This is a genomic window from Synechococcus sp. NB0720_010 (assembly GCF_023078835.1).
Lineage (GTDB): Bacteria > Cyanobacteriota > Cyanobacteriia > PCC-6307 > Cyanobiaceae > Vulcanococcus.
Map to the genome: position 1 here is coordinate 1,238,080 of NZ_CP090898.1, position 15,646 is coordinate 1,253,725.

The following is a 15,646-nucleotide window of genomic DNA, read 5'->3' on the forward strand; positions in this document are numbered from 1 at the left end:
TCTCGGATTGCAGCGGTCGAGCCAGCCGAACCAAAGGGTGGGGTGAGCCGACCCAGTGGTGCAGCAACCGAACCCGAAGGAGCGGAGAACCGGCGGCTCAGGCCGCCACCGCCTCCCGCTCCGCCAGGCCGACGTTGGCCTTCTCGCTGGGGGGAACCAGCACCTTGAAGCGCCCTTTCCAGCTGGACCAGTCGCCCAGGATCGTGGACGCCTTGCTGCTGCCGGTGGCCGCGAGATGGGCCTCGAGCAGAGGCTTGAGCATGGCCTCCTGCTCAGGGGTCGTGAGCTCACAGATCTCGACGATCTCAGGGTTGACGCGATCGCGCAGACCACCGTTCTCATCGAGGATGAAGGTGACGCCACCGGTCATGCCGGCGCCCACGTTGCGGCCCGTGCTGCCGAGCACCACGACCACACCACCGGTCATGTATTCGCAGCAGTGGTCGCCGGCGCCTTCCACCACGGTCTTGACGCCGCTGTTGCGCACAGCGAAACGCTCACCGGCACGGCCGAGGGCAAAGAGCTCACCACCGGTGGCGCCATAGAGGCAGGTATTCCCCAGGATCACCTGGGCACCGGGATCATTGCCACCGGCAGGGGGAACGACGGTGATGCGACCACCGTTGATGCCTTTGCCGACGTAGTCGTTGGCCTCACCCACCAGGCGCACATTCATGCCCTGAACGGTGAATGCGCCAAAGCTCTGTCCCGCCGCACCCTCATAGGTGAGGTCGAGTTGTCCCTGGAAGCCGGTGTTGCCATGGCGAGCCGCGATCTCACCGCCCAGACGGGCGCAGACGCTGCGATCGGTATTGATGATCGGCAGGGTCCTGGCGAGCTGGCCGTGGTTCTCAATGGCCGCCAGCAGCTCGGCATCGGCCAGCAGCTGATCCTCAAGGATCACGCCGTTGCCATGGGCCGCCTCGGCGTGGCGCAACCAGGCGCGATCGGCCGCCTGGGGGATGGGATCCAGCAGGCAGGAGAGATCCAGGGCCTTCGTTTTAGCCAGCTGCACGGCGCGGGGCTTCAGCAGGTCCGAGCGACCAATCAGATCCTCCAGACGGGCCACGCCCAGCACGCTCATCAGCTGACGCACTTCCTCGGCGACGAACAGGAAGAAGTTCACCACCTGCTCAGGCAGACCGGTGAAGCGCTTGCGCAGGGCCTCCTTCTGGGTGGCCACGCCGACCGGGCAGTTATTGGTGTGGCAAACGCGGGCCATGATGCAGCCCTCGGCGATCATCGCGATCGAACCGAAGCCGTATTCCTCAGCGCCCAGCAGGGCGGCGATGACCACGTCCCAGCCGGTCTTCAGGCCGCCATCGGCCCGCAGCAGCACGCGATCACGCAGGCCGTTCTCCAGCAGAGCCCGGTGAACCTCGGTCAGACCGAGTTCCCAAGGACCGCCGGCATGCTTGATCGAGCTCAGGGGCGAGGCACCGGTGCCGCCGTCATGGCCAGAGATCTGGATGACATCGGCATTGGCCTTGGCCACACCTGCCGCGATGGTGCCGATGCCGATCTCAGCCACCAGCTTGACGCTGACCTTGGCGGCGGGATGCACCTGGTGCAGGTCATGGATGAGCTGCGCCAGATCCTCGATGGAATAGATGTCGTGGTGAGGCGGCGGTGAGATCAAGGCCACCCCAGGCTTGCTGTTGCGCAACCAGGCGATGTAGGGATCGACCTTCGGACCGGGAAGCTGGCCGCCTTCACCGGGCTTGGCCCCTTGGGCCACCTTGATCTCGAGCTGCTTGCCGCTGCGCAGGTACTCGGGGGTCACGCCAAAGCGGCCCGAGGCGATCTGCTTGATCGCAGAGCAGGCGGTGTCGCCGTTTTTCAGACCCTTGATCGAGGGCAGGGTGGCGGAGAGGCCCTCCGCATTCACATCCCCCAGGACCTTGAAGCGAGCCGGGTCCTCGCCGCCCTCACCGCTGTTGCTCTTGCCGCCGATGCGGTTCATCGCGACGGCCAAGACTTCATGGGCTTCGCGCGAGAGCGCACCCAAGCTCATGCCGCCGGTGCAGAAGCGCTCACAGATGCTCTCGATGCTCTCGACCTGATCGAGGGGCAGCGGAGTGGCGGCGGGTTGCAGCTCCAGGAGGTCCCGCAGGGCCGTCACCGGACGGTTCTCCACCAGGGTTTTGTAGGTGGAGAAGTGGTCGTAGCCGGGCCCCTGCTTGATCGCCGCATGGAGCGCCTTGGTCATCTCCGGGCTGTTGAGGTGGTATTCCCCGCCGGTCCGGTACTGCACAAAGCCCATGAACTCGAGCTTGGTGCGGTTGAGTTCTGGGAACGCCTTGGCGTGGAAGGTCAGCGTCTCGCTGGCCAATTCCGCCAGGCTCAGACCAGCCACGCGGCTGGTGGTGCCCTTGAAGGCCCGCTCGATCAGATCGGCACCGACACCGATCGCCTCAAAGATCTGGGCTCCGTGGTAGCTGGCCAGCAGGGAGATGCCGATCTTGGAGAGGATCTTGCGCAGACCGTCTTCGAGGGCCTTGCGCACATTGGCCTGGACCTGATCGGGGGTCAGGGCGGGGAGCTTGCCCCGCTCAATCAATTTCTGCGTCTTGGGATGGGCCAGCCAATGACGCGTGGTCTCCCAGGTGAGCCAGGGGCAAACAGCGCTGGCGCCGTAGCCGATCAGGCAAGCCAGGTGGTGGGTGCTCCAGCACTGGGCGGTCTCAGCCACCAGGGAGGTCTGCAGGCGCAGTCCCTGGTTCAGCAGGTGATGGTGCACCGCACCCACCGCCAGGAGCGGGGGGATATAGGACGTGGTTGCCGTGATTCCCCGGTCAGAGAGCACCAGGATTTGGTTGCCGCTGCGCACGGCAGCTTCAGCGTCGCTGCAGAGCTGGGTCAGTGCAGCCTCAAGGCCGGCCGGTCCGCCGGTGATCGGCATCAGGGTCGAGAGCGTGCGGCTGGCAATGCCCTGCTGGGTGGCCGCCGCCAACTCGGCCTCATTGAGAATCGGGCTGTTGAGATGCAGAACCGCTGCCGCGGAGGCCTCGGGCTTGAGGGGAGAGCCCCGCTTGCCCAGATGCATCTCCAGGCTCATCACCAACTTCTCCCGCAGGGGGTCAATCGGCGGGTTGGTGACCTGGGCGAAGCGCTGCTTGAAGTAGTCGTACAGAAGGTGGGGCTTATCGGAGAGCACTGCCAAGGGGATGTCATCACCCATGCAGTAGGTGGGCTCCTTGGCCGCACCGGCCATGTCCTCGATCACCAGATCGAAGTCCTCGGCGGTGAAACCAAAGGCGGTTTGCTGCTGGAGCAGCTCCAGGTCAGCCAGCTGGCGCTCCTGGGTCCAGGGCTGGGCCGTCAGGGTGCGGCGGTGCTCCGCCAACCACTGGCCGTAGGGGTGACGCGCGGCCACCTCTTGCTTGACGTCCCAGTTATGGAGCAGGCGACCGTTCTCCAGATCAACAGCCAACATCTGGCCGGGGCCCAGGCGACCCTTCTCGATGATCCGGCTTTCCTCGAGCTCCACCACGCCGGTTTCCGAGCCCATCACCACAAAGCCGTCGCTGGTGATGCAGTAGCGAGCCGGGCGCAGGCCATTGCGATCCAAGGTGGCGCCAACGCTGCGGCCATCGGCGAAGACCAGAAGCGCTGGGCCATCCCAGGGCTCCTGGGTGCAGGCCGAATACTCATAGAAGGCCTGGACCGCTGGCTTGTCAGCCAGGGCCGGCTGATCGCGGAAGGCCTCCGGCACCAGGGTCAGCAGGCTCTCGGTGATCGGGCGACCACTGCGAACCAGCAGCTCGAGGGTGGCATCAAGGTTGGCCGAATCGCTGAAGGCGGAATTCACCACCGGCTTGAGGTCCGAGGCGGCCTCGCCCCAAACCGCATCGAGATCAGCCTCGGCGGCGCGGGCCCAATTCAGGTTCCCCAGAAGGGTGTTGATCTCGCCGTTGTGGCCCAGGAGACGCATCGGCTGGGCCAGGGGCCAGCGGGGCAGCGTGTTGGTGCTGAAACGACGGTGATAGACCGCGAAACTGACCGCGAAGCGTTCATCGCGAAGGTCCCCGTAGTAGGCGGAGAGGACCTCCGAGCGGACCATGCCCTTGTAGACAACCGTCCGGCTGCTCAAGGACGCGAAGTAAAGGTCGCTTGGGACGGCACCCCAGACACTGCGCGCACGATCGCCGCAGCGGCGCCGCAGGCGGAACAGCAGGGCCTCGAGGGCGTCACCATCGCAATCGGCAGCGAGCAGCCACTGCTCAATCACTGGAGCCGTGCCGCGGGCCAGAGGACCCAAGACGCTGGGGTCCACGGGAACGCTGCGCCAGCCCAGGCTGCGCAGTCCCAGGGCCTGGGCTTCCTCATCGCAAAAGGCCTTGGCTTGATCGCGCTTGCCCGCCTCGGCAGGCAGGAACACCATGCCCAAACCACGGGTTGCAGCTGAGGCGGCGGCAGCTTCAGGCCAAACCGCCTCGAGATAGGTCCAGGGGATGCCGCAGAGCACACCAGCGCCATCGCCGGAATCGCCATCGCCGCCGCAGCCTCCGCGGTGCTCCATGCAGTCCAGACCGCGCAGGGCCTGCTTCAGGACCCAGTGGCTGGTCTCACCTTTGAGGTTCGCCAGAAAACCAACGCCGCAGGCATCCTTCTCGCCGGCCACCTCTGCCGGGGCGGGGCTGTCGCAATGGGGCCAAACAGGACGAGAAGACAGCGGCATAGCCCAGCGACAACAGGTCTATCGGTAGTAACGAAGCAGCCGGGTCGACCGAACGGAAGGCGACGGATCGCCCTAAACCTCGGTCCCGCTGCGAGCTACTGAATCTAAAAGCTGGACCACCTGCAACTCAAGCAAGTGCTGGCGGACCGCTCCAAGGTCGCTAGCGTTTCGAGACTGAGCGGGCTGCTTCATGGCTTTGATGCCCGTCCTGGCAGCCCTGCATCCCGGGATCCCGCTCATTCCACCGCCTCCGCCACCGGCCGAGGTGAGACCGATCCGGCAGGCGGAAGGGTCACTGATTCGCGCCAACGGACGCACGCAACCAGCCCGCTGGCGCATCGAACGGGGCGAGCTCTGGCTCACCCTCGAATTCCTGGAGAACCAGCTCGGCGTCCAGCGCTCCAGCGGAGAGCGGGGCATGCTGCAACTGGAATGGTTTGGCAGCGAAATCAGCCTTCCCGCCAGGCGACAACAGAGCCTGGGGGATGAGGTCGCTGTTCCAGTCAGCGACCTGCTGCGCCGCGTCGGCGTGAGCTTTGAGCCCTTCGGGAAAAACGAACTGAACCTGGAGCTCCCGGTTCGCCCCCTAGAAGCGATCCGCGCCAGGGACAACGGCATCAGCGGCCGGCGCGTGGTCCTTGACCTCAAGGCCCCGGCGCTGGTGCGCAGCGATGACGGCCAACTGGCCATCAGTGCCGAAGGCAACCCAGAGCAACTACGGCAACTGGCAGGGCTGGGGCTGAAACCCCGTCAAGAGAACGGCTGGCTTCAGCTGGAGGCCAAAGGGGAACGCCTAACCCTGGGCCGGCCTTGGCGCCTGGTCCTCGACCTGCCCAGCGACACCGCACTCACCAGCCTCAATCGCCCGAGCGGCACCAGCCCCAACACCGCCCTTGCGACCCTGCAGCGCCAGGGGCTAGCCCTCAATCGAACGGTGGACCGCATCGGCAACCGCCAGGTCCTGATCAACAGCGTCCAGCTCGATCCACGCCGAGTCCCGGTCGACTTGCGCCCGCTCAACCGAAGCAACGGGATGAAGGGCCTCAGCAGCCTCAGTCAGCTGGCCCGCAATGAATCGGCCCTGATCGCCATTAATGGCGGCTTTTTCAATCGCGTGAACCGGCTTCCCCTGGGGGCGCTGAAGGACAACGGCCAGTGGCTCTCAGGACCGATCCTGAATCGGGGGGCCGTGGGCTGGGGCGATGGTGAACTTCCCCAGTTCGATCGACTCAGGCTTCAGGAGAGCGTGCTCGATCCACGCCAACGGCGCTGGTCGCTGATCAGCCTGAACAGCGGCTACGTCCAGAAGGGACTGGCCCGCTACACCGAAGCCTGGGGTCCGCGCTATCAGCCGTTAACCGGCCAAGAACTGGGGTTCGTGCTCCGCAATGGCGTTGTGCAACAGCGCATCGAGGGCATTCCCCAACCCGGGGTCCCCTTACGCGCCGGGGATGAACTGTTGGTGGCCCGCGGCGGGGTTCAGGTCGACTGGCAGCCGGGAGAACGCCTCGTGCTCAGCAGCCGATCGACTTCCGTCGTTGGGGACAAACCCTTTGTGGTCGGCGGTGGCCCGCTGCTGCTGCGCTCTGGGCTGGTGGCCCTCAACGGCCAAGCGGAGGGATTCAGCCCTGGCTTCATCCGTCAGGGCGCCCCAAGAACCGTGATCGCCAGCGACGGACGTCAGCTGTGGCTGATCACCCTGCAGGGGGTCAATAACGCCGGACCGACCTTGATGGAAACGGCGTTACTCCTGAAACAGCGCGGCCTCAAGGAGGCGCTGAACCTCGATGGAGGCAGCTCCACCGGCCTGGTTCTGGCGGATGTCCAAACCGTGAAAGGACGGGGCATCGCTGGTTCGGTCCACAACGGCATTGGCTTGATCCCCCGCGCACCGATGCCACGGCCCAACCGTCCGCCGGCGCGGCTGGCCTCCAGCCCGCCCTGACACACTGGGTCGACCCAGCCTTTTCTTTGCCATGCCCAAGGGCCAAGGCATGCAACTCACCGCAGCGGCTGCCGCAGAGCTCGGCCGCCAAGCGGCCGTCGCCGGCACCCCGGGGATGATGCACCTTGACCTGGTGGATGGCACCTGCGAGCGCTGGGTGATTCGCATTCGTCCGGGCCGTCTGGCCGGAGTTCCCGTGGCACGCGCCGACGGGATCACTCTGTTTGCCCCCGGCGACCAGGGCGAGCGACTCAACACCCTCGAGCTCGACTATCGAGGTGACCTCAGCGGGGGCGGGTTCTTGATCCGCACCGGCCGAGAGCACCGCGTTTGCGCTTGTGGTGCGGCCTTTGGCCCCGCTGACGAACCCGCTCTGGGTGGCAGCACCTCGACAAAGTAATGTGGCGGATTGTCGAAACGGTCGGCTCTCCGACCTCGCTTCCGGCCCCTCGAAAACTCCCGGCCCTCGATGCCCACGATTCAGCAGCTGATCCGCAGTGAGCGGACGCGCCTTACCCGCAAGACCAAGTCGCCCGCACTGCGCTCCTGCCCTGAGCGCCGTGGTGTCTGCACCCGCGTGTACACCTCAACCCCGAAGAAGCCGAACTCGGCTCTGCGGAAGGTGGCCCGTGTGCGCCTGACCTCCGGCTTTGAGGTGACCGCCTATATCCCCGGTATCGGCCACAACCTGCAGGAACACTCCGTGGTGATGATCCGCGGCGGTCGTGTGAAGGACCTGCCCGGTGTCCGCTACCACATCATTCGCGGCACCCTCGACACCGCGGGTGTGAAGGACCGTCGTCAGTCCCGCTCCAAGTACGGCGCCAAAACCCCCAAGGATTGATTTCCTTTCGACGTTCGTTTCTGACTTCCTCCCCTTAGCTCTATGTCACGCCGCAACGCCGCCGAGAAGCGCCCGGTTCTTCCCGATCCCCAGTTCAACAGCCGTCTGGCAACCATGATGGTTGCCCGTCTGATGAAGCACGGCAAGAAGTCCACCGCTCAGCGGATTCTTTCCGACGCCTTCACGCTGATCAACGAGCGGACCGGCAGTGACGCCCTCGAGCTGTTCGAAACCGCGGTGAAGAACGCCACTCCCCTCGTGGAAGTGCGTGCCCGCCGCGTCGGTGGTGCCACCTACCAGGTGCCCATGGAAGTCCGTCAGGAGCGTGGCACCGCCATGGCCCTGCGCTGGCTCGTGAATTTCTCGCGCGCCCGCAACGGCCGGAGCATGGCCCAGAAGCTGGCCGGCGAACTGATGGATGCCGCCAACGAAGCTGGCAGCGCCGTTCGCAAGCGCGAAGAGACCCACAAGATGGCCGAAGCCAACAAGGCCTTCGCTCACTACCGCTACTAAGCGGAACTGCGGCATCTCAGGTCGGATGTGACCGACTTGTAGAGTGACGCCCGCTTTTTTGTCGATTCCACCCTCCGGAGACCTGCCCCGTGGCTCGCGCTATTCCCCTGGAACGCGTCAGAAATATTGGTATTGCGGCACACATTGATGCCGGTAAAACCACCACCACTGAACGAATCCTGTTTTATTCAGGTGTGGTGCACAAGATCGGTGAGGTGCATGACGGCGCCGCCGTGACCGACTGGATGGCCCAGGAGCGCGAGCGGGGCATCACCATCACTGCTGCGGCGATCTCCACCAGCTGGAACGATCACCGCATCAACATCATTGATACCCCCGGCCACGTGGACTTCACCATTGAGGTGGAGCGCTCCATGCGTGTGCTCGATGGCGTGATCGCCGTCTTCTGTGCCGTCGGTGGTGTTCAGCCCCAGTCGGAAACCGTCTGGCGTCAAGCGGACCGCTACAGCGTTCCGCGCATGGTGTTCGTCAACAAGATGGACCGCACCGGCGCTGACTTCCTCAAGGTGCACGGTCAAATCAAGGACCGCCTGAAGGCCAACGCCGTTCCGATTCAGCTGCCCATCGGCGCTGAGGGTGAACTGAGCGGGATTATCGACCTGGTCAAGAACCGCGCCTTCATCTACAAGGACGACCTCGGCAAGGACATCGAAGAGACCGATGTCCCTGCGGACATGAAGGATCTCGTCGATGAGTGGCGCGCCACTCTGATGGAGACCATCGCTGAAACCGATGAAGCGCTGATCGAGAAGTTCCTCGAGGAAGGCGAGCTGAGCGAGGCAGAACTGGCCAAGGGCATCCGCGAGGGCGTGCTGAAGCACGGCCTGGTGCCCATGCTCTGCGGCTCCGCCTTCAAGAACAAGGGCGTTCAGCTGCTGCTGGATGCCGTGGTGGACTACATGCCCGCCCCGGTGGATGTGCCCCCGATCCAGGGTCTTCTGGCTGATGGCAGCGAAGCGGTGCGTCCCGCCGACGACAATGCCCCCTTCAGCGCACTGGCCTTCAAGGTCATGGCTGACCCCTTCGGCAAGCTCACCTTTGTGCGCATCTACTCGGGTGTGCTCCAGAAGGGCAGCTACGTGCTGAACTCCACCAAGGACAAGAAAGAGCGCATCTCTCGCTTGATCGTCCTCAAGGCCGACGACCGTGAGGAAGTGGACGAACTCCGCGCCGGCGATCTCGGCGCCGTTCTGGGTCTTAAGGACACCACCACCGGCGACACCCTCTGCGTCGACGCCGATCCGATCATCCTGGAATCGCTCTACATCCCCGAGCCCGTGATCTCGGTGGCTGTCGAGCCCAAGACCAAGGGCGACATGGAGAAACTCTCCAAAGCCCTGCAGTCCCTCTCCGAAGAGGACCCGACCTTCCGGGTTCGCACGGATTCCGAGACCGGCCAAACCGTGATCGCCGGCATGGGCGAACTCCACCTGGAGATCCTGGTGGACCGCATGCTGCGCGAATTCAAGGTGGAGGCCAACATCGGCGCTCCTCAGGTGTCCTATCGCGAAACCATTCGCGCCAGCGCCAAGGGCGAGGGCAAGTTTGCCCGTCAAACCGGTGGTAAGGGCCAGTACGGCCACGTGGTGATCGAAATGGAGCCCGGCGAGCCGGGTTCCGGGTTCGAGTTCGTCAACAAGATTGTTGGCGGCGTCGTGCCCAAGGAATACATCGGTCCGGCTGAAGCCGGCATGAAGGAAACCTGCCAGTCCGGTGTGATTGCAGGGTTCCCGATGATCGATGTGAAGGTCACCATGATCGACGGGTCGTACCATGACGTCGACTCCTCGGAGATGGCGTTCAAGATCGCCGGCTCCATGGCCTTCAAAGACGGCGTCAAGAAGTGCAATCCCGTACTTCTTGAGCCCATGATGAAGGTCGAAGTTGAGGTTCCTGAGGACTTCCTCGGAAGCGTCATCGGTGACCTCTCATCGCGCCGCGGTCAGGTCGAAGGACAGTCCATCGACAATGGTCAGTCCAAAGTCCAGTCCAAGGTGCCGCTGGCCGAGATGTTCGGCTACGCCACCCAGCTCCGATCCATGACCCAGGGTCGGGGTATCTTCTCGATGGAATTCAGCCATTACGAGGAAATTCCTCGCAACGTGGCAGAAGCCATCATCTCCAAGAATCAGGGCAATTCCTGATCTTTTCCCTACCCATTTACCCCCCGATTCTTTTTCATCATGGCTCGCGAGAAGTTCGAAAGGAATAAGCCCCACGTCAACATCGGCACCATCGGCCACGTTGACCACGGCAAGACCACCCTCACCGCCGCCATCACCAACGTGCTGGCCAAGAAGGGTCAGGCCAAAGTTCAGAACTACGCCGACATCGACGGTGCTCCCGAAGAGCGTGAGCGCGGTATCACCATCAACACCGCCCACGTTGAGTACGAGACCGCCGGTCGTCACTACGCCCACGTGGACTGCCCTGGTCACGCGGACTATGTGAAGAACATGATCACCGGTGCTGCCCAGATGGACGGCGCCATCCTGGTGGTGGCAGCCACCGACGGCCCCATGGCCCAAACCAAGGAGCACATCCTCCTGGCCAAGCAGGTGGGCGTTCCCGCTCTGGTGGTTGCACTGAACAAGTGCGACATGGTCGACGACGAGGAAATCCTCGAGCTCGTCGAGATGGAAGTGCGTGAACTGCTCAGCAGCTACGACTTCCCCGGCGACGACATCCCCGTGGTGAAGGTCTCCGGCCTCAAGGCGATCGAAGGCGAAGCCGACTGGGAAGCCAAGATCGACGAGCTGATGGACGCCGTTGACACCGCGATCCCCGAGCCCGAGCGCGAAATCGACAAGCCCTTCCTGATGGCTGTCGAAGACGTCTTCTCCATCACCGGTCGCGGCACCGTGGCCACTGGCCGCATCGAGCGCGGTGTGGTCAAGGTGGGTGAAACCGTCCAGATTGTGGGTATCAAGGACACCCGCGAAACGACCGTCACCGGCGTGGAGATGTTCCGCAAGCTCCTCGACGAGGGCATGGCTGGCGACAACGTGGGTCTCCTGCTGCGCGGCATCCAGAAGGAAGACATCGAGCGCGGCATGGTGCTCGTGAAGCCCGGCTCCATCACCCCTCACACCAAGTTCGAGGGTGAGGTCTACGTGCTGAAGAAGGAAGAAGGCGGCCGCCACACCCCCTTCTTTGCTGGCTATCGCCCGCAGTTCTACATCCGTACGACCGACGTGACCGGTCAAATCACCGCTTTCACCGCCGACGACGGCTCCAACGTGGAAATGGTGATGCCCGGTGACCGCATCAAGATGACCGGCGAGCTGATCTGCCCCGTCGCCATCGAGCAAGGCATGCGCTTCGCTATCCGCGAAGGCGGCCGCACCATCGGTGCTGGCGTGGTCTCCAAGATCATCGCCTGATCTAGGGTTGAGGGGTGGAGCTCGTCTCCACCCCTCTCTCACGCACCTCGACAATCCAGCTGCTTTGGGTTTGTTCCGGTTCCCGGCACCCAGCGCTTCCCTTCCTGTGCCTTGTCCCGCAAGGATCAAGCCAGAACCGTTGAACGCTTAACGACGTCAGACACTCCATGTCCACCGCTATCGCCCAGCAGAAGATCCGCATCCGCCTGAAGGCTTTTGACCGCCGCATGCTGGATCTGTCCTGCGAAAAAATCATCGAAACGGCTGATCACACCGCTGCAACTGCGATCGGTCCGATTCCCCTGCCCACCAAGCGCAAGATCTATTGCGTGCTGCGCTCGCCCCACGTGGACAAGGATTCCCGTGAGCACTTCGAGACCCGCACCCACCGCCGGATTATCGATATCTACAGCCCCTCGGCGAAGACCATCGACGCTCTGATGAAGCTCGACCTGCCCAGCGGCGTCGACATCGAAGTCAAGCTCTGATTCCTCGCTTTGCAGCTGGATCCCCAAAACCCGCCTCAGGGCGGGTTTTTTTGTGTGTTCGATCCACACGAGAGTGAATCATCGCTGCCTAGGATTCGCCCTCCTCAGGCAGAAGTGCAACGACGTGACGCAACTGGCCGTGAGAGAACTACCGCTGTTCCCGCTGCCGGATGTGGTGCTCTTCCCCCAGGAGGTGCTGCCGTTGCACATCTTTGAGCCGCGCTACCGCATGATGCTGCGCACGGTTCTGGAGAGTGACCGGCGCTTTGGGGTGGTCCGCTGGGACCCCCAGGAAGGCACGATGGCCAGCGTGGGCTGTTGCGCTGAGATCCTGCAGTGCCAAACCCAGGACGACGACCGCAGCTACATCGTCACGATGGGACAGCAGCGCTTCAGGTTGCTGGAGGTGGTGCGCGAAGCCCCCTTCAAGGTCGGCCTGGTGAGCTGGATTGAGGACGAGCAGCCCGAGGACCACAGCGGGCTTCAGGAACTCTCCGGAGAGGTCAGCAGTGCCCTCAAGGACGTGGTGGAACTGACCGGCAAGCTGATGGGAAAACCCACCAGCCTCCCCAGCGACCTTCCGGACCTGCCCAGGGAGCTCTCCTATTGGATCGGCTCCCACCTGGGTGGTCCCGTGGCTGATCAACAGCAGGCCCTGCTGGAGATCACGAACACCGAAGAGCGGCTGCGTCAGGAATTCGAACTGCTGGATGAGACCCGGCGTCAGCTGGCCGCTCGAACGGTCCTGGAGTCGACCCTGCGCGACCTGAAGACGGGCGAGAGCGAGGAGGACTGAGATGCCCACCCCTGCCGTTTTGGCGCTGCTCAGCCCCTGGGCGAGCGGCCTGATGCTGGCGGCCGCCGTGGCAGCGGTCCTGTTACTCATTGGCCTGGCGATTTGGTCAGCGCGCGATCGGGCCTTCGAGAGCACCGCCAGCGTGGCGGAGGCCTACGACCGCTGGACCGACGACCAACTGCTGGAGCGGCTTTGGGGCGACCACGTCCACCTCGGGCACTACGGCTCTCCGCCAGAAACCCGGGACTTTCGGGCCGCCAAGGCTGACTTTGTCCACGAACTGGCGCGTTGGAGCGGGCTGGATCAGCTGCCCAAAGGCAGCACCGTCCTGGATGTCGGCTGCGGCATCGGTGGCAGTGCCCGGATCCTGGCCCGCGACTACGGCCTGAACGTGCTCGGCATCAGCATCAGCCCAGGCCAAATTCAACGGGCGCAGGAGCTCACCCCAGAGGGCCTGAGCTGCCGCTTCGCGGTGATGGATGCCCTCGATCTTCAACTAGAAAACGGCAGCTTTGATGCGGTCTGGAGCGTGGAAGCAGGCCCTCACATGCCTGATAAGCAGCGCTACGCCGATGAACTGCTGCGGGTGCTCAAACCCGGTGGTCTCTTGGCCGTGGCCGACTGGAACCGCCGCGATCCGGAGGTCAAACCCCTCAACCGCAAGGAGCGCTGGGTGATGCACCAGCTCCTGGTGCAGTGGGCCCACCCGGAATTCGCCAGCATCCCGGGTTTTCGGCGCAACCTCGAGCAAAGCCCCTGGAGCAGCGGCGCCCTCGTGGAGACCGGCGACTGGAGCCGCGAGACCCTGCCCTCCTGGATTGAATCCATCCTCGAAGGAGTGCGCAGGCCCAAAGCAGTCCTCGGCCTGGGTCCTAAAGCTGTGCTGATGGGGCTGCGTGAGTCACCCACCCTGCTGCTGATGCATTGGGGCTTCGCCACCGGAATGATGCAGTTCGGTGTCTTCCGAACCCGCAAACCGGCGGCCTAGAGCTGGGTCATCGGATAGGCCCCAAACACCGCCAGGTGCTCGCATAGGGGCTTGAGCTCCTCCATGGCCTGTTGCAGCGGTTCGGGTCCGCTGGGCAGTTCCAGGTCCACAAAAAAGATGTACTCGCCCATCTCCCGCTTGGAGGGGCGGGACTCAATGCGGCTCATGTTCAGGTCCCGATGGGCAAAGCAAGCCAGGGCCTTGAGCAGAGCACCGGGTTGGTTCGCCTGGAGTGAGAAGGCCAAGCTGGCCAGCTCGCCATGCCAGTTGCGCTCGCCCTGACGCAGCAGCAAAAAGCGGGTGCAGTTGCCTGCCACATCGTTAATGGGATAGGCCAACTCCTTGAGGTCGTGCTCCTTGGCGGCCTGCTGGGACGCGATGGCCGCACGGAAGTGACTGCCGGCCACCATGCGGGCCGCCTCTGCGGTCGAGCTCGTGGGCAGCTGCAGGGCATTGGGCAGGTTGGTGCTCAGCCAGAGGCTGCACTGCGCCAGGGCCTGGGGATGGGAGAGGACTTCGCTGACCCCCTCCACGCTGCCGCTGCCGACCAGGGCATGGCGAATCGGCAACACCACCGCCCGGGAGATCTCGAGTTCTGGGTGCTCCCAGAGCGCATCCAAACAGGCCGTGACACCGCCCTCGACGGAGTTCTCGACGGGGACCACCGCGGCATCCACCCGACCGGCGGCAAGGGCCTGAATCACTGCACGAATTCCGGTCTGGGGCAGCAGTTCAGGCGCCTCCCACTGCTCGAGCTTGGCGAAGGCCTGGGCCGCCTGCTCCCCATAGGTGCCCACCGGACCAAGAAAAGCAATGCGCATGGGGCTGATCGGGCCGTGCTCGATAGGATCATGCCGCCCCGGCCGCCTTTTGATGCCCCTGGCCTTCAGTGCCAGCCAAGCGTTGCAGTTGCCGGTGCAGCAGAACGCTGAGCGTCTGGGTGCCTACCTGGACGATGAAGAGCAGGTGATTGAAGCCCTGCTCGAGGCCCAGCAACTCAGCAAGATCGCTCCTGGGCGCTACCGCTACACGGTGACCAAGCTGCAGGTCTTCCAACTGCAGATTCAACCGGTGGTGGACCTGGTGGCGCGGCGGAGCCCCAACCGGATCGAACTGGAGGCCATCGACTGCCAGCTCGAAGGCCTCGGGGTCGTCGATGATTTCCAACTCAGCCTGGGCTCCTGGCTGGAGGCCCGCGGCGGTGAGTTGGTCGGGGAGGCCAGCCTGGCCGTCAGTGTCAGCCAACCCAGCCTGTTGAAGCTGATCCCCACCAAAGTCCTGGAGGCCACGGGGCGCTCACTGCTCGCGGGCATCCTGCTGGGGATCAAAACCCGGGTGGGACAGCAACTGATCAACGACTTTCAGCGCTGGTGCAAGCAGCACGCCAGCGTCGAGGCCTAGGCCGCCAAGACCTTGCGCAGAAAACTGCGGCGATGCAGCTGCGTTGGCCCAAGGGAGAGGACGGCGGCGCGGTGTTGGGCGGTTCCATAGCCAGCGTGGCGCTCGAAGCCATAGCCGGGATAGCGCTGCGCGAGCCGGACCAGTAGGGCATCCCGCGCCTGCTTGGCCAGGACGCTGGCCGCCGCAATCTCCAGGTGCGCGCTGTCCCCGCGCACGACGGTCTCCTGGGAGCCGGACCACAGGCGCAGGGGCAGGTTGCCATCCACCAGGACGTGATCTGGGGCCGGGGAGCCCAGACGCTGCAGGGCCCGCAGCATGGCCCGTTCAGTGGCACTGCGAATCCCGAAGCCATCGACTTCCTGGGCCGAGGCCTGGCCCAGGGCCCAGGACTCGGCCTGCTCCAGGATCAAAGGGACCAGCTGCGAGCGGCGCTTGGCGGAAAGGGCCTTGCTGTCGGTCAGTCCAGCCGCCGAGAGGGTCTCCCGGGCTGCATCGCTCAACACGACGGCACCGGCGAAGACGGGGCCAAACCAACAGCCCCGTCCCACTTCATCGACCCCAGCGATCCGCATCGCCCGCTTTGGGC

General features: G+C 64.3%; 13 protein-coding genes. 10 read left to right on the top strand and 3 right to left on the bottom strand.

The features are described from left to right. Positions 1 to 97 precede the first annotated feature (97 nt). Entirely contained in the window at positions 98 to 4,681 is a 4,584-nt protein-coding gene (gene gltB, locus LY254_RS06665) for a glutamate synthase large subunit (protein WP_247476256.1), read from the bottom strand. Between the two features lie 199 nt (positions 4,682 to 4,880). Here gltB and LY254_RS06670 point away from each other — a divergent pair, with 199 nt between their 5' ends. From LY254_RS06670 to LY254_RS06710, 9 genes are all read left to right on the top strand, one after another. Beyond that, complete coding sequence (locus LY254_RS06670; RefSeq protein ID WP_247476257.1) at positions 4,881 to 6,626, top strand: phosphodiester glycosidase family protein; 1,746 nt, start codon at positions 4,881 to 4,883, stop codon at positions 6,624 to 6,626. A 31-nt stretch (positions 6,627 to 6,657) separates the two neighbouring features. After that, entirely contained in the window at positions 6,658 to 7,026 is a 369-nt protein-coding gene (locus LY254_RS06675) for an AIR synthase (protein WP_247476259.1), read from the top strand. A 69-nt stretch (positions 7,027 to 7,095) separates the two neighbouring features. Continuing rightward, positions 7,096 to 7,470, top strand: coding sequence for a 30S ribosomal protein S12 (rpsL, locus tag LY254_RS06680; protein ID WP_010314630.1), 375 nt, complete (start codon positions 7,096 to 7,098; stop codon positions 7,468 to 7,470). Positions 7,471 to 7,512: 42 nt separating this feature from the next. Beyond that, positions 7,513 to 7,983 (top strand): 30S ribosomal protein S7, encoded by a 471-nt coding sequence (rpsG, locus tag LY254_RS06685; protein WP_010314628.1) that lies wholly within the window; start codon positions 7,513 to 7,515, stop codon positions 7,981 to 7,983. A gap of 89 nt (positions 7,984 to 8,072) precedes the next feature. Next, positions 8,073 to 10,148, top strand: a complete 2,076-nt coding sequence (gene fusA, locus LY254_RS06690; RefSeq protein WP_247476261.1) for an elongation factor G — start codon at positions 8,073 to 8,075, stop codon at positions 10,146 to 10,148. A 39-nt stretch (positions 10,149 to 10,187) separates the two neighbouring features. After that, the gene (tuf, locus tag LY254_RS06695) at positions 10,188 to 11,387 is read left to right on the top strand and encodes an elongation factor Tu (protein WP_247476263.1); all 1,200 of its coding nucleotides are present in this window, start codon (positions 10,188 to 10,190) and stop codon (positions 11,385 to 11,387) included. A 167-nt stretch (positions 11,388 to 11,554) separates the two neighbouring features. Continuing rightward, a complete protein-coding gene (gene rpsJ, locus LY254_RS06700; protein ID WP_006910513.1) occupies positions 11,555 to 11,875 on the top strand; it encodes a 30S ribosomal protein S10 in 321 nt (106 codons plus the stop codon). Between the two features lie 124 nt (positions 11,876 to 11,999). Beyond that, complete coding sequence (locus LY254_RS06705; protein WP_247476265.1) at positions 12,000 to 12,671, top strand: LON peptidase substrate-binding domain-containing protein; 672 nt, start codon at positions 12,000 to 12,002, stop codon at positions 12,669 to 12,671. A gap of 1 nt (position 12,672) precedes the next feature. After that, positions 12,673 to 13,659 carry a methyltransferase domain-containing protein gene (locus LY254_RS06710; protein WP_247476266.1) on the top strand — a complete coding sequence of 329 codons (987 nt, stop codon included), beginning with the start codon at positions 12,673 to 12,675 and terminating at the stop codon, positions 13,657 to 13,659. Here the strand turns inward: LY254_RS06710 and pheA are convergent. Further along, positions 13,656 to 14,480: a prephenate dehydratase gene (gene pheA / locus LY254_RS06715; RefSeq protein ID WP_247476268.1), complete on the bottom strand. Its 825-nt coding sequence runs from the start codon at positions 14,478 to 14,480 to the stop codon at positions 13,656 to 13,658. The genes LY254_RS06710 and pheA overlap by 4 nt on opposite strands. Positions 14,481 to 14,532: 52 nt before the next feature. On the opposite strand from pheA, the gene LY254_RS06720 reads away from it, so the two are divergent. Continuing rightward, a complete protein-coding gene (locus LY254_RS06720; RefSeq protein WP_010314612.1) occupies positions 14,533 to 15,060 on the top strand; it encodes a DUF1997 domain-containing protein in 528 nt (175 codons plus the stop codon). Here LY254_RS06720 and LY254_RS06725 read toward each other — a convergent pair. Then, positions 15,057 to 15,632: a ribonuclease HII gene (locus LY254_RS06725; protein WP_247476270.1), complete on the bottom strand. Its 576-nt coding sequence runs from the start codon at positions 15,630 to 15,632 to the stop codon at positions 15,057 to 15,059. The two genes, LY254_RS06720 and LY254_RS06725, sit on opposite strands and share 4 nt — an antisense overlap. Positions 15,633 to 15,646 lie beyond the last annotated feature (14 nt).

What these genes read in the sequence shown, in the direction of transcription:
- gltB (WP_247476256.1), bottom strand. Translation starts at nt 4,681, where the DNA reads ATGCCGCTGTCTTCTCGTCCTGTTTGGCCCCATTGCGACAGCCCCGCC.
- LY254_RS06670 (WP_247476257.1), top strand. Translation starts at nt 4,881, where the DNA reads ATGCCCGTCCTGGCAGCCCTGCATCCCGGGATCCCGCTCATTCCACCG.
- LY254_RS06675 (WP_247476259.1), top strand. Translation starts at nt 6,658, where the DNA reads ATGCCCAAGGGCCAAGGCATGCAACTCACCGCAGCGGCTGCCGCAGAG.
- rpsL (WP_010314630.1), top strand. Translation starts at nt 7,096, where the DNA reads ATGCCCACGATTCAGCAGCTGATCCGCAGTGAGCGGACGCGCCTTACC.
- rpsG (WP_010314628.1), top strand. Translation starts at nt 7,513, where the DNA reads ATGTCACGCCGCAACGCCGCCGAGAAGCGCCCGGTTCTTCCCGATCCC.
- tuf (WP_247476263.1), top strand. Translation starts at nt 10,188, where the DNA reads ATGGCTCGCGAGAAGTTCGAAAGGAATAAGCCCCACGTCAACATCGGC.
- rpsJ (WP_006910513.1), top strand. Translation starts at nt 11,555, where the DNA reads ATGTCCACCGCTATCGCCCAGCAGAAGATCCGCATCCGCCTGAAGGCT.
- LY254_RS06710 (WP_247476266.1), top strand. Translation starts at nt 12,673, where the DNA reads ATGCCCACCCCTGCCGTTTTGGCGCTGCTCAGCCCCTGGGCGAGCGGC.
- pheA (WP_247476268.1), bottom strand. Translation starts at nt 14,480, where the DNA reads ATGCGCATTGCTTTTCTTGGTCCGGTGGGCACCTATGGGGAGCAGGCG.
- LY254_RS06720 (WP_010314612.1), top strand. Translation starts at nt 14,533, where the DNA reads ATGCCCCTGGCCTTCAGTGCCAGCCAAGCGTTGCAGTTGCCGGTGCAG.
- LY254_RS06725 (WP_247476270.1), bottom strand. Translation starts at nt 15,632, where the DNA reads ATGCGGATCGCTGGGGTCGATGAAGTGGGACGGGGCTGTTGGTTTGGC.